A 20,234-nucleotide genomic window follows, 5' to 3' on the forward strand; every position below is an offset into this window, starting at 1 on the left:
TTTCTGAGCATAGTTACTTTTTGCGAAAATCTCAGATAACTCCGGAAAGAAAACAAAGAAAAAAAATATTTTTTAACTCCATTTGCACTCCACTGGAACATCCAGACAGCCCACAAAGCCTTTATTTATGGGCTTTTTCGCAATTTAGTCCGCTACTCAAACTCGATCGTTGCCGGTGGTTTTCCGGTGCAGTCGTACATGACGCGGTTGATGTGTTTGACTTCGTTTACGATTCGACTGGTTGTTCTTCCAATGACATCCCACGGGATTTCGGCGCTTTCGGCGGTCATGAAATCGGTGGTGGTGACGGCGCGGAGGGCGATGGCGTAATCGTAGGTTCTTTCATCTCCCATGACTCCGACGGAGCGCATGTTGGTCAGGGCTGCGAAGTACTGGCCGATTTCGTGGGCGATTCCGGCTTTGTCGATTTCTTCGCGCCAGATCGCGTCGGCGTCCTGTACCATTTTGACTTTCTCGGCGGTTACTTCGCCAATGATACGGATGCCAAGTCCCGGGCCCGGGAATGGCTGACGGAATACGAGGTATTCCGGGATGCCGAGCTCAAGGCCGGCTTTTCTTACTTCGTCTTTGAAGAGGTTGCGCAGCGGCTCGATGATTTCTTTGAAATCTACGTAGTCCGGCAGTCCTCCGACGTTATGATGGGATTTGATGACGGTGGATTCTCCGCCGACGCCGCTCTCTACAACGTCTGGGTAGATGGTTCCCTGTACCAGGAAGTCTACAGCACCAATTTTCTTTGCTTCTTCTTCGAAGACGCGGATGAACTCTTCGCCGATGATTTTACGTTTTCTCTCCGGCTCTTCTACGCCTTTTAATTTTACATAGAAACGCTCCTGTGCGTTGACGCGGATGAAATTCAGGTCGTATGGGCCGTCCGGTCCGAAGACTGCTTCTACTTCATCGCCCTCGTTTTTACGCAGCAGGCCGTGATCTACGAATACGCAGGTCAGCTGGTTTCCGACTGCTTTGGAAAGCATAACAGCTGCTACGGAGGAATCGACTCCGCCGGACAGTGCGCAGAGGACTTTTCCGTCGCCTACTTTTTCGCGGATAGCTTTGATGGATTCTTCTACGAAGGAGTCCATGTGCCAGTCGCCGGCGCAACGGCAGACATTGTATACAAAGTTGGAAAGCATTTTCTTTCCTTCTTTGGTGTGCAGAACTTCTGGATGGAACTGGGTTGCATAGAGGTTTTTCTCTACGTTTGCAACGGCTGCTACCGGACAGTCATCCGTATGAGCGATGATCTCGAAGCCCGGAGCTGCTTTGGAGATGTAGTCGTTGTGGCTCATCCAGCAGATGGTTTTTTCGGATACGTTCTCAAACAGTGCGGAACTGGTATCTACGGTTACCTCAATTTTTCCATATTCTCTGACCGGTGCTACTTCTACTTTTCCGCCGAGCAGATGCATCATCAGCTGTGATCCGTAGCAGATGCCGAGGATCGGGATTCCAAGTTCAAAAATTTCTTTTGTATAAGTCGGGGAATCCGGCAGATATGCGCTGTTCGGGCCGCCGGTGAAGATAATACCTTTCGGCTGAATTTCTTTGATCTTTTCGATGTCTGTTTTGTAAGAATAAATCTCACAGTAAACGTTGCACTCACGTACACGTCTTGCAATTAACTGATTGTACTGACCGCCAAAATCAAGTACGATAACCGTTTCTCTTTTCAAGAACGTTCCCTCCTGTTTTTTCTTCTGTGCATGATGAACTACATGCGTTTTTTGGGTTTGATGCTAATTATAGTAAAGAAACCGTAAAATTTCAACCCCTGAAGTACAGGAATCGTGTTCTTTTCGCTGTACTTCGGAGGTTTTTCTTTTTTTTCGGGTCCTTATTCTCCGATGGTGATGGTGTAGCCTGCCTGGAAGGTTTCCCCGGCTTTCAGGTGCTGTTCGCCGTATTTGTCTTTTAATTCGCCGTCAAAGCCGACGTTGTCGCAGCGGCCGATCCATGGCTCGAGGCACACGAACGGGGCACCTGCTTTTGGCTTGGACCATACGCCGACGCTCGGGAAGCCTTTGCAGGTGAGAGTGACATACGGTTTTCCATCCACTTCTACGCCGACGCGCTCGACCTGGATGTTGTCGAAGATCAGGGCGTCCTCGTCGAAAAGGGTTCTGGTGTACGGGATTCTGCCGTCCTGAAGTTTCAGTTTTCTCGGATGTGCGACATCGACGCCTGCTGTTTCCGGGTCGATCAGGACGTATTCGAGTTCGGTCTCGGTGTGGTTTTCCAGGCCTTTGTTGAAGACGATGTCATACTGTTCCGGAATCATGAATGCAGGATGTCCGCCGACGGAGAAGTACATGTCATCATCACCGGTGTTTTCTACGTTCCAGGTGATGGTCAGGGTTCTGCCGGAGAGTTCCTGGGTTACGGTGAAGGCGAAATCGAACGGGTAGACTTTTTTGGTTTCTTCGGTCGATACCAGGCGGTGTACAGTTTTGTTTTCGGTGTTTTCGATGCACTCGAATTCGTTGTCGCGGGCGAAACCGTGCTGGCCCATCGGGTATTTGACTCCTTTATGGGTGTAGAAGCCGCCGTTTACTTTTCCGACGAACGGGAACAGGACCGGTGCGTGGCGGTTCCAGAAGGTCGGATCGCCGATCCAGACTGCCTCACGGTCAGCCGCTTTATCGTAGATGCTGCTAAGTTCTGCGCCGTGATCGCTGATCTGCACGCGCAGGTTTTCGTTTTCCATGGTTCTCATACTCTGTTTCCCCCTGTTTTCTTTCATTTTTTGTAACTATTCAGAGCCATGCGAAATTGCATGGCGCTGAATAGTTACCATTTTTAGAATTTATTCCGGATAGACGAGACGGGATTCATCAATTCCGTACAAAACCTCATCCAGGTATTTTTTGCCAAGGTAATTTGCCATGGACAGATTCATATCCAGATAGTTTCCGCAGTCTTTCGGGGATGCACCCGGGACTTCGCCCTTGAAATCGCGGATAAATTCATACATTTCTATTACGAGTGAAACGATATCTTTCGAGCTGTAATCACCGGCCAGCAACAGGTAGAATCCTGTACGGCAGCCCATTGGACCGAAATATACGGTTTTATCTTTCCACTCTTCGTGATTACGCAGGAAGGTTGCGCCAAGATGCTCGATGGTGTGGACCTCAGCGGTATTCATAACAGGCTCATCGTTTGGAGATGTCATGCGCAGGTCAAAGGTTGTGATGACGCTGTCACCCACGTGATCTTTTCTTGAAACGTAGACGCCTGGTTTAAGTTTGATATGGTCGATCGTAAAGCTTGCAATTTTTTCCATGACTGGTATTTTCCTTTCTTTCTGTCCTTTAATAGCTGCGGAGTTCATCATCGGTATCCGCAGTGTTTTCGATGGATTTGATGATGAGATCATAACTATAGGCATCGCTTACTTTTACAGTGACGCGGTCGCCGACTTTATGACCCAGAATGGCTTTTCCTAATGGCGAGTCGATACTGACGTATCCTTTGAGAGAATTACCACGAACGGTGGTGACAAGTTTGTAGGTTTCTGTCTCATCATCTTCTTCGATGTAAACCTGGACGGTATTGTTGATGCCAACTTCATCGTCCTTTGAGGTATCTGAAATAACGTGAGCGGTTTTGATCATTTTTTCCAGATAGCGGATGCGGCTTTCGTTGCGATTTTTGTCCTGTTTGGCAGCTTTGTACTCAAAGTTTTCGCTGAGATCGCCCTGGGCACGGGCTTCTTTTACAGCCTCGAGTTCTTTTGGACGGACAACCAGTTTGCGGTAGTCGATTTCTTCCTGCATTTTTTTAATATCGTTTTCGGTCAGTTTATCATACATGATTTTTCTACCTCTTTTCTTGTGAGGTTATTTTAGCACAGAATACGTTAAATTGGAAGTAGGAAGACAGCCACGGTAGCATCACTTTCTTACGCACCGGAACAGCAAATGTTCCGGTGCTGAATGAACTATAACGGTTCACTCAGCCGTGTTGCTTGGTTTTGAAGGCGGAGTTCCTTTGTTGTCGCTGTTATTTGGCATTTTTCCACCTTCGGGATCGCTCATTGTTTTAACAGACCGGGTTCCGGCGGTGGTGATGATGTCCGTGAGGGTGATCTCTTCGTTGTCAGTGCCGGCAGCCAGAGTATACGTTGCGTCCAGTTTTATTTCTGAGCAGGTCAAAACGATGCTGGCGTAGGCTTTTTCAGGTGTGACCGTGAAGAGGGCACTTCCATCGCTGTCTGTCAGTGTGATGGTAGTGTCAGCGGACTGGGTTTCCGTACAGTAATAGGTGATAACGGGCTGGGTGGAAGCTTCGTCGAAGCTTTCTACCATGCCGGCACTGCCGATGGCAGCCAAGATTCCACCGCTCACAATTGCACTTCCGTCGTAATCGAGGGCACTGTCACCATCGCTGGTCGGCCCGTACACGATCGTAGTTCCGCCGGTCACGAGAAGGCCGCCGTTGGAATCAAGACCATCACCATCGGCGGATACGGTCAGGGTTCCGCCGGTAATTTTAATGTAAAGCTCAGAGTTTCCCCCGCCGCCAGGGCCTCCCTGCATCATCTGTGGAGCATCGCCGTCAGACGGAGCATTCCCCGGATCGAAGTCCTGCGGCGCATTTCCGTCAGACGGAGCGTTCTCCGGATCGAAGTCCTGTGACGGCTGCCTATCGCTGCCGTTTTCTGTATCAGGCGGCATTTGCGGAGGTTCCTTTCCGTCTGCCGCACCGGATATGCTGCCATCATCACCGGAGTTTACGACAGCACTGCTATCGTCGTTTGAGCTTGCAGCATTGCTGTCATCGTCACCGGAACCGGCAGCATTGGCGCCAGGATTTATGGCGTTGGCGCCATCGTCGCCGGAATTTGCGGCATTGATGCCATCGTCGCTGGCGTTTATGGTAATGTCACCGCCGTTGACCACGACGCGTTTTCCTTCCAGGCCTTCGTTGCTTTTTTCAACAAGGATCGTTCCGCCACGAATGATGGTGTCGAGCTCCGCATGGAAACCGTCATCACCGGAGTTTACGGTGATGGTTCCGTCATCGACAACGATGCTGCCGGTTGCATGGAATCCATCCTGTTCTGCCTTAACTGTAAAAACACCACCGGCAATATAGATATTTCCAAGCTCTATGTCATCCGTATTCTTCGCTTTGACCGCACTGTTTGCAGCATCAATGTCAAAGCTTCCATCCAGAATTTTAAGCTGATCTTTGGCTGTGATCCCGTTGTCCGCAGCGGCGATTTTGTAGGTTCCGCCGGTAATCACAAGGTCATCTTTGGATACAATCCCGTGTTTGTAGTCTGCCTCGATGGTCAGACTTCCTGTCCCGTTGCAGACAAGATCTGATTTGGAGAAGATAACACCGTCTACCGTGTTGTCGTCAATCTGAGTGTACTCGTTTCCACCGCCAAGCGTGTTGCTGCTGTTTTCAGCAAGCGTGATGAAAACTTTGTCCGCTTCGCGAACGTAGATGGCAGCATTTGTCTCACAGTTGATATTGACTCCATCGAGTACGATCTGAACCTTGTCGGAATCGGATGCGTCTACGATAATCTGGCCATCCTCAAGTGTTCCGCTTACGATGTAAACGCCTTCTTCCATAATGGTAATTGTGCTGCCGTCTGCTTTGGCTCCGCTGCCGGAGACGGTAGCTGTCGTCTTATTAAGTGTAATTTTTACGGCTTCCGACGCTTTGTAGCTTCCACTCTTCTCACGGTCTGTGAATTCGGTATCGATGGTGGATTCGGTCAGTTCCAGATCGAAATCAATGTCGGAGGCACTTTCTATTGCATTTTCCGAAGCTGTGCTCTCTGATGTGGCCGCCGCGTTGTCGGCAGATGTTTCGCCGGTTGACTCTGTACTGGCGGATTCGGTATTGACAAAGCTGGCAGATGTCACTGCTGTGCCGCATCCACCGAAGGCCAGCGATGATGCAAGAAGCAGGCTGACGACTGCGCCGGTCTCTTTTTTTCTGTTTTTTTTCTTTCTGTTTCGATTCATTATAATTCCTCCCTTCCGGTCTGCGCACGACTGCACAGGATTTCAAGGTTTCCGTTTCTGCAGCGGAGCTGGTCAATCATGTTTTTCTCTTCGCCTTTCTCGCGGAATACGATGCGATACTCCAGCTTGAAAAGACTTCCCATATTCGTGGTTTTTACCTGTACAAGCTCGCAACGGGTCAGATACCTGGTAAAGATATCGTCAAAAACACTGGTATAATCAAGGGACTCCGGTTCCAAGATTTCCATTGACGAGCATGATCACCATCTGTACGATCACAGGCATCAGAACAAGCGTGACAGCAAAGCTTTTGGTGCATTCGCTTTTGTACCTGTAAACAGCAGCGATCAACAGTCCCAGAATCAGAGACACTGCTGTGCAGGCAAGGAACTGACCAAAGGTGAAGGCGGCGGTTGTTTCTGTAAAAACGGAACTGAATATTGTGTTAAGCATAGTAAATTCCTCCCAGAATTTTTTTATTTTCTTGTCTATTCAAAGCCCCATCTCGATTCCGCTTACGCTACATCGCGCTGTTGCTTCTCGCCATATGAAATTCCAGAAAAACCGCTCATTCATGCAAGCATGATTCGCGATTTTTCTTCTATTTTGCATGGCTCTGAATAGTTACATTTTCTTTTTTTGTGAAGCAGATTATGTTTGAAAAAGGCTTTTCGCAAGCTGTGAGTCCACCCACTGCTTCTTGCTTTTCGCAATGGCCGCAGAGGACTTACCTGATTCAGCTAACGGAATGCTGTTTTTGATACGGTTTGCCGGATATCTGTGAATGGTATGAAAGCTTTTTCTTCTGATGCTTTCTGATTTTCGATCTGATAGGCAAAGCCGTATTTAGAAAATGATGCCGGATAGATTGCAAGATCATCCAGAATTTTGCTGAACCATAGGGGCACAGCACCTGGTGTTTTAACCTCCATAAGATACCAGCCTGGTTCTAAAAGCCTGGTTCCTTCCGTTGGACCGTCAAGACACAGATTGTCGGTACGCCATCGGATATTGGTGTCGAAGGTGACACGAAAGTTCCTGTCTTCCGTGCCGAAGCAGGCGATACGGTCGTAGGCGATGTACATAGCGGGAGCAAGCCCCCGGTAGTAGTTACGAAACCAGGTGATTTCGTGAAGAATCTGGCTGTCAAAGCCCGGTTCTGATTTTCCCGCAAGATAGGGAACCGCTTCTGATAATATCATGCGCTCGCGGCGTTTGTAGACGATTCCTTCATATTTTTTCTTTAGTTCTACGTAGATGGGGCTGGTCTCTTTGGCCGGACCATAACTGCGGAGTCGCAGTTTTTCTTTGTAGACGGGTTTTTCCAGCGAACGGCGGATGAGCTGGTGATCCGGGGTATCGTAATAGAGGCTGCAGATGGTATCAAGGCCGTATTCATCCATCTGCAGATGACCCGGAAGGCTCTTGCGAAGCTTGCGAGCCATGATCGGGGAAAGCATGTATTTTGTTTCATACCGTTGGAAGGTCATGGGAATCTGTTGGCTTTGCATCATAATCGATTGATCCTTTCGTTTGATTTACTTCCGGAAATGTTTTTTACATTTTTAAGTATAATGAGGAAACTTTAAAGGAACCTTAAAGAATGGACGGAAAATGTGAAAGGTTTGTGAAAAGACGGACCTCTGTAATCCGGATCGCTTTTTGAATACCATATAAAAAAAGAAAGAGCCGTTTCCGGACAAATTCGTTGGAAGCGGATTTGTTCGGAACGGACTCTTGTAGCCGATATGCAAAGTCATGAAACATATAAAATAGGAAAAGCGTCAAAAATCATCTTGGCCAGCGCTCTTTTCTGGACATGAGTGGCGCGAATGGTACATGAGGATGCGTCTGGTACCAGTAAGCTGTGGTAGCGACATCATCCTGACGTTCAAAGAGACCTCCATGACTGACGCCAATCTGCTGAAGGGTTACCTTAAGATCCTTCTCAAAAAGGATAGGATCAAGAAGGTGCCAGCGGTAGAAGCTGCGCTGTGGCATCTGATCATCATTGTGGTAATCATTATGAAGGAAGGTATCGTGGGTAGAGTAGTAAGGATATCCAAGATACGGAGTGCAGTACTGATTTTCAACGGTTTGGCCATTTTGCTGTGTTGCAAAGCTCCAGGCACCACCGAAGTAATCTTCTGTTCCGGTTCCGCAGATGGTTGGATAATCCTTGTCTCCATCGATGTAGAATTTCATCTCACCTTCTCCGTACCAGTAGCGTTCGAGGCTGGTCAGTGCAAGATAAGTTCCAACGTACTGGCCTTTCCCTTTGATGTTGTCGAGGACAACGTAGTCTTTTGCCTTTTCCGTTATGCGCTGACGACGCCACTGGGCATGGAAATAGGCAGCATCCTCCGGAACCGTTGTCAGGCAATAGTCGATCTGATAAAAGAAGGCCGGAATCGGCTCATCACACTGATTTTCAATGGTAATACGGGCGTTTTTACGGAACGGCATCGGGAAATAGCTGTTGAAACCGCGAGTCGGGTTGACTGCAATCGGGACGGAATTTACCTGATAGGAAACACCGAAACCGCAGCAGAAGAAATCGCCAAGCGGACATTCCACGGATGGATCTTCTTCGTCATCCCAGTACATGCGGAGAACAAGATCCCGCAGAACATAGCGGTTGCGTTCACTGGTACGGTCTGTGACGGTGATCCAGATGTGCTGAATGATGCCTTCTCCCTGGATCTCACCAAGTGTTACGGTCTCTCCTGCTTCTATTTTCGGGATACACGGGGAACCTTTTCTGGACGGACCAAGATCGCTGGATGCCATGCCACCTTTTCCTTTTTCTCCATTCCGGTTTTCCCAGTTAATAGAACGGGACTGTCCGCTTTTCAGCTGGAAAATGTTTTGTAAACCACAATCAAACATCATATATTCCTCCTTTTGTTTTTTTTTGTTTTTTCTCTCTTGGAAGCTTTTGATTTCTGCTTTTTGTGTGTCTGCCTTTCCTACCCTGCCGTCATTTTTCCATTTTTCCGGAATTTTGTTTCTTTCATCCTTTTGCCGGAAAGACTGCTTTAAAACAGATGCCATCTTGTGTCCGCTCTGCGGTGATTTTTCCCTTATGTGCCTTTACAATTGCAGCTGCCACAGAAAGGCCGATTCCATAGCCGCCGCTTTCCCTGGCCCGCGACGCATCCGCACGGTAGAAGCGGTCAAAGAGGCGGTTGAGATCACCTTCCGGCATGGTATCGCAGGTATTCTGCACCGAAAATTCTGCTTTTTTGCCATTTTTTCGCCAGAAAATGTGGATTTTTCCACCCTCCGGAGTGTATTTAACGGCGTTATCCACAAGAAGAGAAACGAGCTGGTGGATTCTTGCGGCATCCCCTTCCATATGGAGTTCTTCTGCAATATCGCTCTGCAGCGTGCAGCGCGATCTGTTTCGTAACCGCAGGGGCTTCAAAGGACGTTACGGCATCCATGATGGTTTCTGACGCATTCCATGTTTTCAGCTCCAGTTTTCCGCCACCTTCCTCCATTTTTGCAAGCGTCAGAAGCTGTGTTACAAGACTGTTCAGACGCTCAATCTGGTGATGAATGCTCTCCGTCCACTCGCTTAAGACCTCCAGCCCGCTTTTTCCCGGCATCATAATATCCAGGATCATGCCGTCATAGTTTCCGCTCTCTGCCCAGTCCGCAGCATCAATTCCATTATAAACAACATCTACAGAATAATGGTTATGTGTAAACACTGCTTCCAGCGCGTGCGCCATCTCTTTTTCATCTTCTGCCAGCAGCAGTCTCATATCGGTTCTCCTTATTTTGGTAATTTTCAGGATTCTCCGCCGCAGTGCGATCCTGCCCGGAGGGCTTTTTGAATTTACAGGAAAATTCAAAAACATCCGACCGGCACTTTTGCATGGGTGCTCGCAGCCGGATGTTCGGTTTGCATTCATTTTCTTTTTTTCTCTGCCCGTCTCCGCAGAAGCTCTTTTGCGCCTGCATACAACAGAAAATATACCGTCAGAATCATAACAACTACAATCCTGTTATCTTTCAGGCTGAAAAAAGAGGTCACATTGACTGCCGCCAGAAACAGCAGCAGTGACACACTGAGATCAATTTTTTCTTTTCTGTCGGCCAGCACCATTCCTGCGGCCGCCAGAACCAGAAGAACGGCAATTCTTGCAATCAGATTTGCCATTTTGACGCCTCCTTACTGTTTCCGGAAGGTAATTTCCCCGGTTTTATCATCCATACCATCGACGATGGCAAGAGATTCCAGATGAATGCCGCGGTCACGCAGCAGTTTTCCTCCGATCTGGAACCCTTTTTCGATGACAACGCCTGCTCCTACGAGCTCTGCACCGGAATCCTGTACCAGGGTTGCCAGTCCTTCCAGCGCTTTTCCGTTTGCCAGGAAATCATCGATCAGGAGAACTTTGTCTCCTTTTCCCAGAAATTCTTTGGAAACAATGATATCATAAACTCTTCCATGGGTGAAAGATTCTACTTTTGTGGTATAAACATCTCCGGCGATATTTTTGGTCTGTGTTTTCTTTGCAAACACAACCGGAACATTAAAAATTTCAGCCACAACACAGGCAATTCCGATTCCAGATGCCTCGATGGTCAGGATTTTCGTGATCTCCTCTCCCGCAAAACGACGCTGAAACTCTTTTCCGATTTCCCGGAACAGATTGACGTCCATCTGATGATTTAAAAAGCTGTCCACCTTCAGGACATTTCCCTCGCGTACTTTTCCGTCTTTGCGGATTCTGTCTTCCAATAACTGCATTTTTTTGAAGCCTCCCGAATTTTTATTATACCCATTGTACTTACTTCTCACTGGAAATGCAAGTCCAAATCCATCAAATTTCGCACTGTCTCAAATTTTATTCATGGCAGCCGCCGGTGTCTCTGCATCAGAGATCCTCTTTCCGGTCCAGATCCTTTAATTCCCACACGGCTTCGACCCGGAACGGAATTACCGATTCCCAGTGCCGTTTCAGCACCTTTTTTCCGCCGCGGTCGCCGGAAAGTTCTTTTAGTTCTGAAAAATAAGGTTTTGAGAACCACGCCGGATTGCCGCTCTCGCCGCCGCAGAAAACGCAGCCAAGTGGAGCCTTCTGCATCTCCATGGATTCCAGAAAGCGCTCCGCCGTCTCTTCCTTCAGGCACGGCTGATCCGCCACAAAACACGCACAGGCATCGGCATTTTGCTTCTCCGCCGCCTCGATTCCCGCGCGGATTGTATAGGAAATTCCTTTTTCGCTGTCCGGCGAAAACACCGTCTGCAGACGCCCGGCTTTTACCAGCGGCGCAAGCTCCTCCAGAATCCTTTCATACTGCGTCACAACCAGCAGTTCCCAGTTCTCATGCCTTCCGGCAATTTGGGCCAGCCGGTCCAGCAGATGGCGGTACACCGCCTTTCCATCCAGCGGATAGAGCAGCTTATTTTCCCCGAACCGTCTGCTGTTCCCGGCTGCCAGATAAAGTATCGTTACTCGCATTCTTTTTCCGCAATTCCCATTGCAATCTGCTCGCTCGTGATCGGCAGTTCGCGGAACCACAGACCCGTCGCATTGTAGATTGCATGTGCCAGCGCCGGAGCCGGTGTGTTGATGACGATCTCGCCGATCGATTTTGCACCGAACGGACCGGTCGGCTCGTAGCTACTCCGAAACTCGACGCGCAGCTTGCCCATATCGAGGCGGGTCGGCACTTTATACTGCATAAACGAATTATTGATCATCTGACCCTTGTCCGTGTACTGGATATTTTCAAACAGCGTCATGCCGATGCCCTGCACCAGACCGCCCTCGACCTGTACGCGCGCAAGGTTCGGGTTGATGACGGTTCCGCAGTCGACAACGGCGGCATAATCGAGAATCTTGACCTCGCCGGTCTCTTTATCCAGCTCGATCTCGACCGCACCAGCCATATAAGGCGGCGGCGATACCGGTGAGCAGTTGCTTTCCGTCGCTTCCAGCGCGATGCCGTTATTGCACATGGCCGCTGTTGCGATTTCTTCCATCGTCATGCTGCTTCCGCTCTTTTCATGCACGACGCCGGTACCGGTAAATTCTATCTCATCTTCCGGCACGTTCATCCGCTCTGCCGCCAGGGCACAGATTCGTTTCCGAAGCGTCATGCAGGCTTTTTCCACCGCTTTTCCGGTAATATACGTCGTACTCGATGCATAGGAACCGGAGTCATACGGGGACGTATCGGTATCTGCGCCGACAACGGTAATGTCATCCACATCACACTCCAGACACTCTGCCGCCATCTGGGACAGAATCGTATCGCAGCCGGTTCCCATATCGGCCGCTGCGATCAGCATCGTATAGCCGCCGTCGTCGTTGACTTTGATCGTTGCCGATCCGACATCGAGATTGGAAATACAGGAGCCCTGCATCGCCATCGCAATGCCGACGCTGCGCACCTTTCCATTTCCCATATCACGACACGGATATTTCTCATCCCAGCCGATCATCTCTTTCGCACGCTCCACGCACTGGTCAAGCGCACAGCTGTTTGCCGTTTCGCCATAGTAAGCCGGCATGAACTGTCCCTCACGGACCATGTTCTGCTCCCGGATCCGGATCGGATCGATGCCAAGACGCGCTGCCATCTCACTGACAGCAGATTCTACGGCAAAGATACCCTGCGTCGCACCGTATCCGCGGTAAGCACCGGCTGACATTACGTTGGAATACACAACATCATACGCAAACCGGTAAGCCTCAAGAGCTCCATACATCGGAATCGATTTGTGGCCGGAAAGGCCGACCGTTGTCGGTCCATGCTCGCCGTATGCACCCGTGTTGGAAAGTGTATACAGATCGATCGCACGGATTCTTCCGTCCTTCATCGCACCGAGGCGGATCGTTACTTCCATCTCATGGCGCGGTGTGGATGCTGTCTGGGACTCTTCTCTCGTAAAGATCATTTTCGACGGTTTTCCGGTTTTCCAGGTTACAAACGCCGGGAAAATTTCGGCAACCACCGTCTGCTTCGCTCCGAATCCGCCGCCGATTCTCGGCTTGGAAACACGGATCTTCGATTTCGGAATGCCGAGTGCATTGGACAGAATGCGGCGCGCATGGTAAACGATCTGGGTCGAGCTCAGCACATTCAGCCGTCCGTAGGTATCCATAAAGCAGTATGTCCGGAACGTCTCCATCATCGCCTGCTGGGCTGCACGTACATGATACGTATGCTCTACGACCTCATCGCACTCTGCGAGCACGGCTTCCACATCTCCGTTGTGATCTTCCGCACTTGCACAGAGATTTCTCTGATTGTCCGCACCGACCGGACAGAGCGATTTCCAGCTTTCCTCCGGATGCACCAGCAGTTCATTATCCTTGGACTGATGAAAATCCAGAATGGCCGGAAGCACTTCGTACTCTACTTTCAGGAGCTTCCGCGCACGGTCCACGCATTTTTCATCTTTTCCGGCAATAATCGCCACCGGATCTCCCACGTAGCGCACATGCTGATCGAGGATCAGACGGTCATACGGGCTTGGTTCCGGGTAGGTCTGTCCTGCCATTGTAAAACGCTGTTTCGGCACATCCTCCCAGGTATAAATCGCCTCAATGCCCGGAACACGCTCTGCTGCCGTCTTTTTCACGGATTTTACGATTGCATTGGCATGCGGACTCCGCAGTACCTTGACAATCAGACAATCCTTCGGCGCCAGATCATCTACATAAACCGGCTTTCCGGTTACCAGCGCGAGGGCATCCTTTTTGATCACCGGCTTATTCACACTGCAGAGCTGATCGGTTCTTCCCGACCAGTCCGGTTCATAGATATGATTTTCTCTGCTCATGACGCACCTCCCTGCTGCTTTTTCCAGGCAAGGAAATTCAAAATTCCCCGAAGCTGTCCTTCATATCCGGAACAGCGGCAGAGATTTCCCGCCAGATATTCTTTAATTTCTTCCTCACTCGGATCCGGATTTTCCCGGAACAGCGCAATCGCATTCATAATCATCCCCGGATTGCAGAACCCGCACTGCTCGGCGCCCTGTCCGGCAATAAAGGAACCAAATTCTTCTGCTTCCTCCTGCAGGCCTTCCAGCGTATCCACCTTACATCCATTCGCCCGCGCCGCAAGCACCGAACACGACAGCACCGGTTTTCCCTCCAGAAAAACCGTACACAGCCCGCAGTTCGACGTCTCACAGCCGCGCTTCACACTGTAGCATCCCTGGCTTCTCACAAAATCGATCAGGAGCATGTCTGCATCGATCTCCGCTTCCGTCTTCTTTCCATTTAAGATCATCGAAATCTTCATCACTGCTCCTCCTTCTTCTGAATTTCTTCCATACATCTGCGCAGCAGCACCCGTCCCAGATGATGACGATACTCTGCACTTCCGCGCATATTACTGCCATACGTAAACTGATCAGAAATCTCCGAAGCCGCCGCCTTCAGCTCCTCCGCAGATGCCTTTCCAGCCGCCAGCTTTTCCGCCAGCTCCGCCGGAAGCTCTACACGTGCCGCCTTCGCCGGTCTTGCCCCAAGCACCGCACATCCTTTTCCGTCTTCCACCCGCACCGCACACGTCAGCACCGGGAAATCCGTTCTGGAATTTCGATGACTCTGATAAACCGTAACACCCTCATGCTTCTTCACAATCAGCCTTACCAGCACATCCCTGTCTCTCTTTGAACAGGCAAACTCCGCCAGCGGCATCCGTCCCGCATGAACCAGCTCCACCTCCGTATCCAGCGCCAGAAACAGCGTCAGCACATCCGAAAATCCAAATCTGCCGAAAATACTGCCTCCCACCGTAGCCAGATTCCGGAACTGCACCCCGACAATACTCCGCACACTCTCCCGTGCCGCACCGTCGGTATAAGCATTCAGCCCCTCATGCTCCTCCATCTGCCGCAGCGTCACCATGCATCCGATGGAAAACTCCTCTTCCGACTCTTCAATCTGATCCAGTCCGAGTCCGGAAAGATCAATTGCCGTCTGCACCTGTCGCTCTCCCATCTTCGTCCAGAGCATTCCGCCTAAAATACAGGCGCTTCTCTTCTGATTCAGCTCATACGCCTCTTCCAGCGACCCCGCACGGATATAATCCTTAATTTTAATCATAGTTACCCTATGCCCTCCATTTTCAGGTTGTTTATTTCTCAATATAGAAGCCCATATATATCATATTATACCTGACCCGCTCCCCCCTTTCAACTTTTTTCTTATTTTTTCAAAAAAACACTTGCATTTTTGCTCCACATCCAGTATAATCAATCAATGTCGGAAGTCATTCTGACACAAAACAAAATACATGGACGGATTCCCGAGTGGCCAAAGGGGACAGACTGTAAATCTGCTGCAAATTGCTTCGATGGTTCGAATCCATCTCCGTCCATATGCCGCAGTGGCGGAACTGGCAGACGCCCGGGACTTAAAATCCCGTGGGTAGTGATACCCGTACCGGTTCGATCCCGGTTTGCGGCACGATTAAGAGCTCTGATTCATACGAATCGGAGCTCTTTTTCCATTCTCCCCCAAAAATCTTACGCCGATCCGCCCTAGCGGATCCAGCCCCATCTCCCGTTCCCACTACCAGCCTCGCCGCCGCGCGCCCGGTGGTCTTGCGTGATGCGCAGGGCAGCATTGGAAAAGCGGGTTGGAAAAACCAGAAAAAACGGAAGCCTTTCGAAAGACTGAAATCTGGTGCTCAACACCAGATTTCAAGGCATTCTGAGCTGGGAAATCATCAGATTTCCCGGCGAATAATGCCGGTGTCTGTCGAAAGACCTCCGTTTTTTCTACGTTTTTCCCCCGCTTTTCCACCGCTGCCCTGCGCATCACGCAAGACCACCGGGTGTGCGGCGGCGAGGCGTCCCCCAAATCCGTCACTCCTCGCATCTATGCAGTACCACTCCCGATAACGGCAGCAAATCCATCTCCAGTATGCCCGCCGGTGCCTCGATTTCTTTCTCCTCCGAAGAAAATCCCACCGCATCCGTCGCAAACACCTGCGTCAGCTTCGCCACCGAACTCCGGTTAATCCCGGTAAGCCACACCGGAATCTCCACATGCACCCTCTCATTCCGGTTATTAATCACCACAATTACCTGCTCCTCCTGATTAAACCGTCCATAAGAAAGCACATTATAATCATGGTGCAAAAATTTCAGCGATCCCATCGCCAGCACCGGAAATCTCCGATGCACCGCAATCATTTCTTTATAGAATCGGATCAGCTCCTGATCCTCCTGTCCCCAGGGATACGTCCTCCGGTTATCCGGATCCGTAAACCCAACCTGGCCGGCCTCATCCCCATAATACAGCGTCGGCGCCCCCGGCCACGTCATCTGAATCACAACCGCCTCGCGCAGCACCGCCTTATTCGTATTCTCCGCAGCCGCATACGGCCCAACATTCGCCACACGCCCCACACGATGATTCGTTCTCGTGAGGAACCGCGAATGATCATGATTATCCAGCTCATTCATCGCCGTATACAGCGAAGGCGCATAAAACGCCGGCATATGATACGTCATCGCCCCGATAAAACTCTCACTGTTTCCGAGAAGCCCCTGGTTAAACTCATCACTGTGCTTCTCCATACCCGTGAGGAACCAGGAAACCGGCTCCATAAACGCATCATAGTTCATCACCGTATCCCACTCGTCGCCCTGCAGCCAGCTCATCGCATCGCCGTAGTGCTCCGCCAGAATAATCGCCTCCGGATTCGCCTCCTTCACAACGCGCCGGAACTCCTTCCAGAACTTGTGGTTAAACTCCGGGCTGTGTCCTAAGTCTGCGGCCACATCCAGCCGCCAGCCGTCCGCATTAAACGGCGGAGAAACCCACTTCGCGCCGATGCGCATAATATCCTCCATCAGCTTCTCCGAACCCTCGTAGTTCAGCTTCGGCAGCGTATCATGGCCCCACCAGCCGTCATAAAACTCATTGTACGGCCAGTTATGCTCATTATAAAACTTAAAAAACGTGTGATACGGACTGTCCTGCGCCACATACGCGCCCGGTTCATAGCCCTTTCCGGCCTCATAAATCCGCTCGCGGTCCAGCCACTTGTTAAACGAACCACAGTGGTTGAAAACGCCGTCCAGAATCACCTTCATGCCGCGCTTGTGCGCCTCCTCCACCAGGTGGATAAACAGTTCATTGCTCGCCTCCAGGTTCGCCTTGTTCGTCACACGGTCAATATACCGCGTTGCCCGCGTATTGTCCTTGTCGCCCGGCCAGAGCAGATCGCCTTCGTCGGAGACAATCTTTCCGAAATGCGGATCAATATAGTCATAATCCTGAATATCATACTTATGGTTCGACGGCGAAACAAACACCGGATTCAGATAAATGACCTGCACACCGAGATCCTGCAGATAATCCATCTTGTCAATGACGCCCTGCAGATCGCCGCCGTAGAAATTGCGGACATCCATCTGCTCCGGGAAGCGGTTCCAGTCATCCACCTTGTTGACCTGCTCACCGATGTAGCTGTACTCTCCCGTCAGCACATCGTTGGACGGATCTCCGTTGCAGAAGCGGTCCACAAAAATCTGATACATGACAGCGCCCTTCGCCCAGTCCGGCGTATGGAAGCCCGGGATAATGCCGAAAGAGTACATCTCCTGCAGCTCTCTTGTGACACCGAGCTTGTTGTAATAACAGACCACACGGCCTGCCTGAATCTCAAAAAAATAGCGGATCGGCTCATTTCCGACCGGAATCTCGATCTCGTAATAATCAAAACCGTTCCGGACCAAACCGACCTGCATCTGTGCACGGATGGAACCGCTGATGAAATAAACCGCATCTACATTATTTTTCAGGGTACGGAACCGGATCTTCACCGTGTCGCCCGGGTTCGGCTCAAACGGAATCTGATACTGCGGGGATTCATCGCTGTAGAGCGCATGCTTGTTGAACATCGCCCGCATCTGTGACATATACTGCTGCATTCTTGTTTTATCCATGAACTAACGCCTCTGTCTTTCTCAATCATTCATTCCTTATATTTTACCCCACACCGCCATGTAATACAACCTTTTTCTGAACACATGTAACGATTGTGTTTATTGGATTTTTATATAGTAAAAGAGCCAGCGGGGTACGCTGGCTCTTTTGGAGAAGGTATTTCTCTTATGGGGTGTAGCAAAAACTATATAATGTATTGGGGGGTTTTTACAGTTATTATAGTACCATACGTCCCTCGAAAAGTCTGCACAAATCGCGATTTTTTTTCATTTGATTCTTATTCAAAATAACGATGAATTTTTCCGGCGTTTCGGATTTTCTGTTTTAATTTGCACAAACGCCCGTAAAATCGCAGAAAAAAACCTGCAAAAAACTTTTTTTGTTTTCTGCAGGTTTTCTATTGCAAATAAAAAGATATCAGATTTCTCCAGAAACTTCCGGTGCTGTTCCTGTCATCTGTGCTTCCTGCTCAAAAATGGCTTCGAATTCAGCACGGCTCAGCTTCTCTTTTTCCATCAGCTGCTTTGCACACTCATGCAGCACATAGGAATGCTCCAGAATAATCTGTTTCGCCTGATCGTGGCATTTCTCGATCATCTGGCGGACTTCCTCGTCGATGGCTGCGGCTACATTCTCGCTGTAGCTCTTCGTATGGCCCCAGTCACGGCCGATGAAGACCTCATCCGAGTCGGAATCGTAAGCGACAAGACCAAGGTTCTCAGACATACCGTACTTCGTAATCATGGAACGCGCGGTAGCCGTCGCCTGTTTGATATCCTGGGATGCGCCCGTTGTGATATCGTCGAAGATCAGCTCCTCTGCCACACGGCCGCCGAGGCATACGGTGATGTACTGCATCATTTTGCCTCTCGTCTGGAACATATCGTCGTTCTCCGGCTGCGGCATCGTGTAGCCCGCTGCGCCAGGACCTGTCGGGATAATGGAGATCGTATAGACCGCCTCCATATCCGGCAGCATATGGAACAGGATCGCATGGCCTGTCTCATGGTATGCGGTGATCCGTTTTTCTTTATCCGAAATGACTTTACTGCGCTTCTCCGCACCGATGCCCACTTTGATGAAAGCAGACTTGATATCGGCCTGGCGCACAAATCTTCTGCGGTCCTTTGCCGCCATGATTGCTGCCTCGTTCAGCAGGTTCTCCAGCTCTGCGCCGGTGAAGCCTGCGGTCGTCTGCGCGATCTGTTTCAGATCCACATCCTCGGCCAGCGGTTTGTTCTTTGCATGGACTTTCAGGATTTCCTCACGGCCCATGACATCCGGCGGTCCTACAACCACGCGGCGGTCAAAACGGCCCGGACGGAGAATCGCCGGATCCAGGATATCGACACGGTTCGTCGCTGCCATCACGATGATGCCCTCATTGACGCCGAAACCATCCATCTCAACGAGAAGCTGGTTTAATGTCTGCTCTCTCTCATCGTGGCCGCCGCCCATACCGGTGCCTCTTCGTCTTGCCACGGCGTCGATCTCATCGATGAAGATGATGCACGGCGCATGTTTTTTTCCTTCCTCAAACAGGTCGCGGACACGGGAAGCGCCGACGCCGACGAACATTTCCACGAAATCGGATCCGGAAATGCTGAAGAACGGCACGCCTGCCTCTCCTGCAACAGCTTTCGCCAGAAGGGTTTTACCGGTTCCAGGAGGGCCCACAAGAAGAACTCCTTTCGGGATTCTCGCGCCGACCTGTGTATATTTCTCCGGTGCTTTCAGGAAATCGACCACCTCAACAAGGTCTTCTTTTTCCTCTTTTAAGCCCGCAACATCGCGGAACAGGACTTTTTTGTCTTTGTCGGTGGACATATGGGCGTTGCTTTTTCCAAAATTCATCATTTTGTTTCCGCCGCCTCCACCGCCGCCCATGGAGCGGTTCATCATCGACATGCCGAAAAGAAGGATCATACCGAGCAGCAGGGCCGGCAGGACAGACGTCATGAAAATGCTGTCTCTCTGGACATTCTGTACGGTGTACGTTACATCAGCATCCTCCAGAAGGCTGATAGCTGCGTTTACGTCGGTCACATTGACCGTATAACTGTCACCGCCCTGCTCCCGTACCACAACGGAGCCGGTCGGCACTTCTTTGTTCTGGACAATCTGCGCGGATGTCACTTTGCCGTCTTTTACGGCGGTTTCAAATTTCTGCTGACTTGGGCTGCTGCCTGCGCTGATTTTTCCGGTGATATAGAACATGGCAAGCACGATAATCACCATAAACGCCGCGTAGAGTCCAAATCCACTGCGCTGTCTGTTCATATTTTCT

19 protein-coding genes and 2 tRNA genes are annotated in these 20,234 nt (G+C 50.3%); 2 read left to right on the forward strand and 19 right to left on the reverse strand.

What is annotated here, in order from left to right:
- Positions 1-152 precede the first annotated feature (152 nt).
- The 17 genes from guaA to DW915_RS12935 form a co-directional block, all read right to left on the reverse strand.
- Positions 153-1,697 (reverse strand): glutamine-hydrolyzing GMP synthase, encoded by a 1,545-nt coding sequence (gene guaA, locus DW915_RS12860; protein ID WP_118742244.1) that lies wholly within the window; start codon positions 1,695-1,697, stop codon positions 153-155.
- Positions 1,698-1,858: 161 nt separating this feature from the next.
- Positions 1,859-2,737 carry an aldose 1-epimerase family protein gene (locus DW915_RS12865; protein WP_118742245.1) on the reverse strand — a complete coding sequence of 293 codons (879 nt, stop codon included), beginning with the start codon at positions 2,735-2,737 and terminating at the stop codon, positions 1,859-1,861.
- 90 nt (positions 2,738-2,827) lie between these two features.
- Entirely contained in the window at positions 2,828-3,307 is a 480-nt protein-coding gene (locus tag DW915_RS12870; RefSeq protein WP_118595116.1) for an S-ribosylhomocysteine lyase, read from the reverse strand.
- A gap of 28 nt (positions 3,308-3,335) precedes the next feature.
- Positions 3,336-3,836 (reverse strand): GreA/GreB family elongation factor, encoded by a 501-nt coding sequence (locus DW915_RS12875; protein WP_022462124.1) that lies wholly within the window; start codon positions 3,834-3,836, stop codon positions 3,336-3,338.
- A gap of 138 nt (positions 3,837-3,974) precedes the next feature.
- The gene (locus tag DW915_RS12880) at positions 3,975-6,008 is read right to left on the reverse strand and encodes a carbohydrate-binding domain-containing protein (protein ID WP_118742246.1); all 2,034 of its coding nucleotides are present in this window, start codon (positions 6,006-6,008) and stop codon (positions 3,975-3,977) included.
- On the reverse strand, positions 6,008-6,256 hold the full coding sequence (locus DW915_RS16595) for a hypothetical protein (RefSeq protein WP_330422689.1): 249 nt from the start codon (positions 6,254-6,256) through the stop codon (positions 6,008-6,010). The genes DW915_RS12880 and DW915_RS16595 overlap by 1 nt, the downstream gene beginning before the upstream one ends.
- Positions 6,228-6,461: a hypothetical protein gene (locus DW915_RS16600; RefSeq protein ID WP_055227237.1), complete on the reverse strand. Its 234-nt coding sequence runs from the start codon at positions 6,459-6,461 to the stop codon at positions 6,228-6,230. Before DW915_RS16600 ends, DW915_RS16595 begins: the two co-directional genes overlap by 29 nt.
- 287 nt (positions 6,462-6,748) lie before the next feature.
- Entirely contained in the window at positions 6,749-7,522 is a 774-nt protein-coding gene (locus DW915_RS12890) for a polyphosphate polymerase domain-containing protein (RefSeq protein ID WP_118640004.1), read from the reverse strand.
- A 277-nt stretch (positions 7,523-7,799) separates the two neighbouring features.
- Entirely contained in the window at positions 7,800-8,897 is a 1,098-nt protein-coding gene (locus tag DW915_RS12895; protein WP_055227238.1) for a glycoside hydrolase family 172 protein, read from the reverse strand.
- A 124-nt stretch (positions 8,898-9,021) separates the two neighbouring features.
- On the reverse strand, positions 9,022-9,366 hold the full coding sequence (locus DW915_RS12900) for a sensor histidine kinase (protein WP_118742247.1): 345 nt from the start codon (positions 9,364-9,366) through the stop codon (positions 9,022-9,024).
- Positions 9,314-9,778, reverse strand: coding sequence for a response regulator (locus DW915_RS16375; protein ID WP_118742259.1), 465 nt, complete (start codon positions 9,776-9,778; stop codon positions 9,314-9,316). The genes DW915_RS12900 and DW915_RS16375 overlap by 53 nt, the downstream gene beginning before the upstream one ends.
- 146 nt (positions 9,779-9,924) lie before the next feature.
- Positions 9,925-10,176 (reverse strand): hypothetical protein, encoded by a 252-nt coding sequence (locus tag DW915_RS12910; protein ID WP_022462118.1) that lies wholly within the window; start codon positions 10,174-10,176, stop codon positions 9,925-9,927.
- A gap of 12 nt (positions 10,177-10,188) precedes the next feature.
- Positions 10,189-10,770, reverse strand: a complete 582-nt coding sequence (locus DW915_RS12915) for a xanthine phosphoribosyltransferase (RefSeq protein WP_055218716.1) — start codon at positions 10,768-10,770, stop codon at positions 10,189-10,191.
- A 127-nt stretch (positions 10,771-10,897) separates the two neighbouring features.
- Positions 10,898-11,485, reverse strand: a complete 588-nt coding sequence (locus tag DW915_RS12920; RefSeq protein ID WP_118742248.1) for a nucleotidyltransferase family protein — start codon at positions 11,483-11,485, stop codon at positions 10,898-10,900.
- Positions 11,476-13,815: a xanthine dehydrogenase family protein molybdopterin-binding subunit gene (locus DW915_RS12925; RefSeq protein WP_118742249.1), complete on the reverse strand. Its 2,340-nt coding sequence runs from the start codon at positions 13,813-13,815 to the stop codon at positions 11,476-11,478. The genes DW915_RS12920 and DW915_RS12925 overlap by 10 nt, the downstream gene beginning before the upstream one ends.
- Positions 13,812-14,282: a (2Fe-2S)-binding protein gene (locus DW915_RS12930; RefSeq protein WP_022462114.1), complete on the reverse strand. Its 471-nt coding sequence runs from the start codon at positions 14,280-14,282 to the stop codon at positions 13,812-13,814. The genes DW915_RS12925 and DW915_RS12930 overlap by 4 nt, the downstream gene beginning before the upstream one ends.
- Positions 14,282-15,091 carry an FAD binding domain-containing protein gene (locus DW915_RS12935; protein WP_118742250.1) on the reverse strand — a complete coding sequence of 270 codons (810 nt, stop codon included), beginning with the start codon at positions 15,089-15,091 and terminating at the stop codon, positions 14,282-14,284. Before DW915_RS12935 ends, DW915_RS12930 begins: the two co-directional genes overlap by 1 nt.
- Positions 15,092-15,283: 192 nt before the next feature.
- Here DW915_RS12935 and DW915_RS12940 point away from each other — a divergent pair.
- Together DW915_RS12940 and DW915_RS12945 are read left to right on the forward strand one after the other, a co-directional pair.
- Positions 15,284-15,365, forward strand: a tRNA-Tyr gene (locus tag DW915_RS12940).
- Between the two features lie 3 nt (positions 15,366-15,368).
- A tRNA-Leu gene (locus tag DW915_RS12945) sits at positions 15,369-15,454 on the forward strand.
- A gap of 401 nt (positions 15,455-15,855) precedes the next feature.
- Here DW915_RS12945 and DW915_RS12950 read toward each other — a convergent pair.
- The gene (locus DW915_RS12950) at positions 15,856-17,946 is read right to left on the reverse strand and encodes a glycoside hydrolase family 13 protein (RefSeq protein WP_118742251.1); all 2,091 of its coding nucleotides are present in this window, start codon (positions 17,944-17,946) and stop codon (positions 15,856-15,858) included.
- A 418-nt stretch (positions 17,947-18,364) separates the two neighbouring features.
- Complete coding sequence (ftsH, locus tag DW915_RS12955; protein WP_117801455.1) at positions 18,365-20,227, reverse strand: ATP-dependent zinc metalloprotease FtsH; 1,863 nt, start codon at positions 20,225-20,227, stop codon at positions 18,365-18,367.
- Between the last annotated feature and the right edge of the window lie 7 nt (positions 20,228-20,234).

Origin of the sequence: Blautia sp. AM42-2, assembly GCF_003480245.1 — a bacterium.
In the GTDB taxonomy this organism is placed as follows: domain Bacteria; phylum Bacillota; class Clostridia; order Lachnospirales; family Lachnospiraceae; genus Fusicatenibacter; species Fusicatenibacter saccharivorans.

Bases quoted from the DNA above. Each gene is read 5' to 3' on its own strand.
- DW915_RS12865 (WP_118742245.1), bottom strand. From the start codon at position 2,737: ATGAGAACCATGGAAAACGAAAACCTGCGCGTGCAGATCAGCGATCAC.
- DW915_RS12870 (WP_118595116.1), bottom strand. From the start codon at position 3,307: ATGGAAAAAATTGCAAGCTTTACGATCGACCATATCAAACTTAAACCA.
- DW915_RS12875 (WP_022462124.1), bottom strand. From the start codon at position 3,836: ATGTATGATAAACTGACCGAAAACGATATTAAAAAAATGCAGGAAGAA.
- DW915_RS12880 (WP_118742246.1), bottom strand. From the start codon at position 6,008: ATGAATCGAAACAGAAAGAAAAAAAACAGAAAAAAAGAGACCGGCGCA.
- DW915_RS16595 (WP_330422689.1), bottom strand. From the start codon at position 6,256: ATGGAAATCTTGGAACCGGAGTCCCTTGATTATACCAGTGTTTTTGAC.
- DW915_RS16600 (WP_055227237.1), bottom strand. From the start codon at position 6,461: ATGCTTAACACAATATTCAGTTCCGTTTTTACAGAAACAACCGCCGCC.
- DW915_RS12890 (WP_118640004.1), bottom strand. From the start codon at position 7,522: ATGATGCAAAGCCAACAGATTCCCATGACCTTCCAACGGTATGAAACA.
- DW915_RS12895 (WP_055227238.1), bottom strand. From the start codon at position 8,897: ATGTTTGATTGTGGTTTACAAAACATTTTCCAGCTGAAAAGCGGACAG.
- DW915_RS12900 (WP_118742247.1), bottom strand. From the start codon at position 9,366: ATGGAAGGGGATGCCGCAAGAATCCACCAGCTCGTTTCTCTTCTTGTG.
- DW915_RS16375 (WP_118742259.1), bottom strand. From the start codon at position 9,778: ATGAGACTGCTGCTGGCAGAAGATGAAAAAGAGATGGCGCACGCGCTG.
- DW915_RS12910 (WP_022462118.1), bottom strand. From the start codon at position 10,176: ATGGCAAATCTGATTGCAAGAATTGCCGTTCTTCTGGTTCTGGCGGCC.
- DW915_RS12915 (WP_055218716.1), bottom strand. From the start codon at position 10,770: ATGCAGTTATTGGAAGACAGAATCCGCAAAGACGGAAAAGTACGCGAG.
- DW915_RS12920 (WP_118742248.1), bottom strand. From the start codon at position 11,485: ATGCGAGTAACGATACTTTATCTGGCAGCCGGGAACAGCAGACGGTTC.
- DW915_RS12925 (WP_118742249.1), bottom strand. From the start codon at position 13,815: ATGAGCAGAGAAAATCATATCTATGAACCGGACTGGTCGGGAAGAACC.
- DW915_RS12930 (WP_022462114.1), bottom strand. From the start codon at position 14,282: ATGAAGATTTCGATGATCTTAAATGGAAAGAAGACGGAAGCGGAGATC.
- DW915_RS12935 (WP_118742250.1), bottom strand. From the start codon at position 15,091: ATGATTAAAATTAAGGATTATATCCGTGCGGGGTCGCTGGAAGAGGCG.
- DW915_RS12950 (WP_118742251.1), bottom strand. From the start codon at position 17,946: ATGGATAAAACAAGAATGCAGCAGTATATGTCACAGATGCGGGCGATG.
- ftsH (WP_117801455.1), bottom strand. From the start codon at position 20,227: ATGAACAGACAGCGCAGTGGATTTGGACTCTACGCGGCGTTTATGGTG.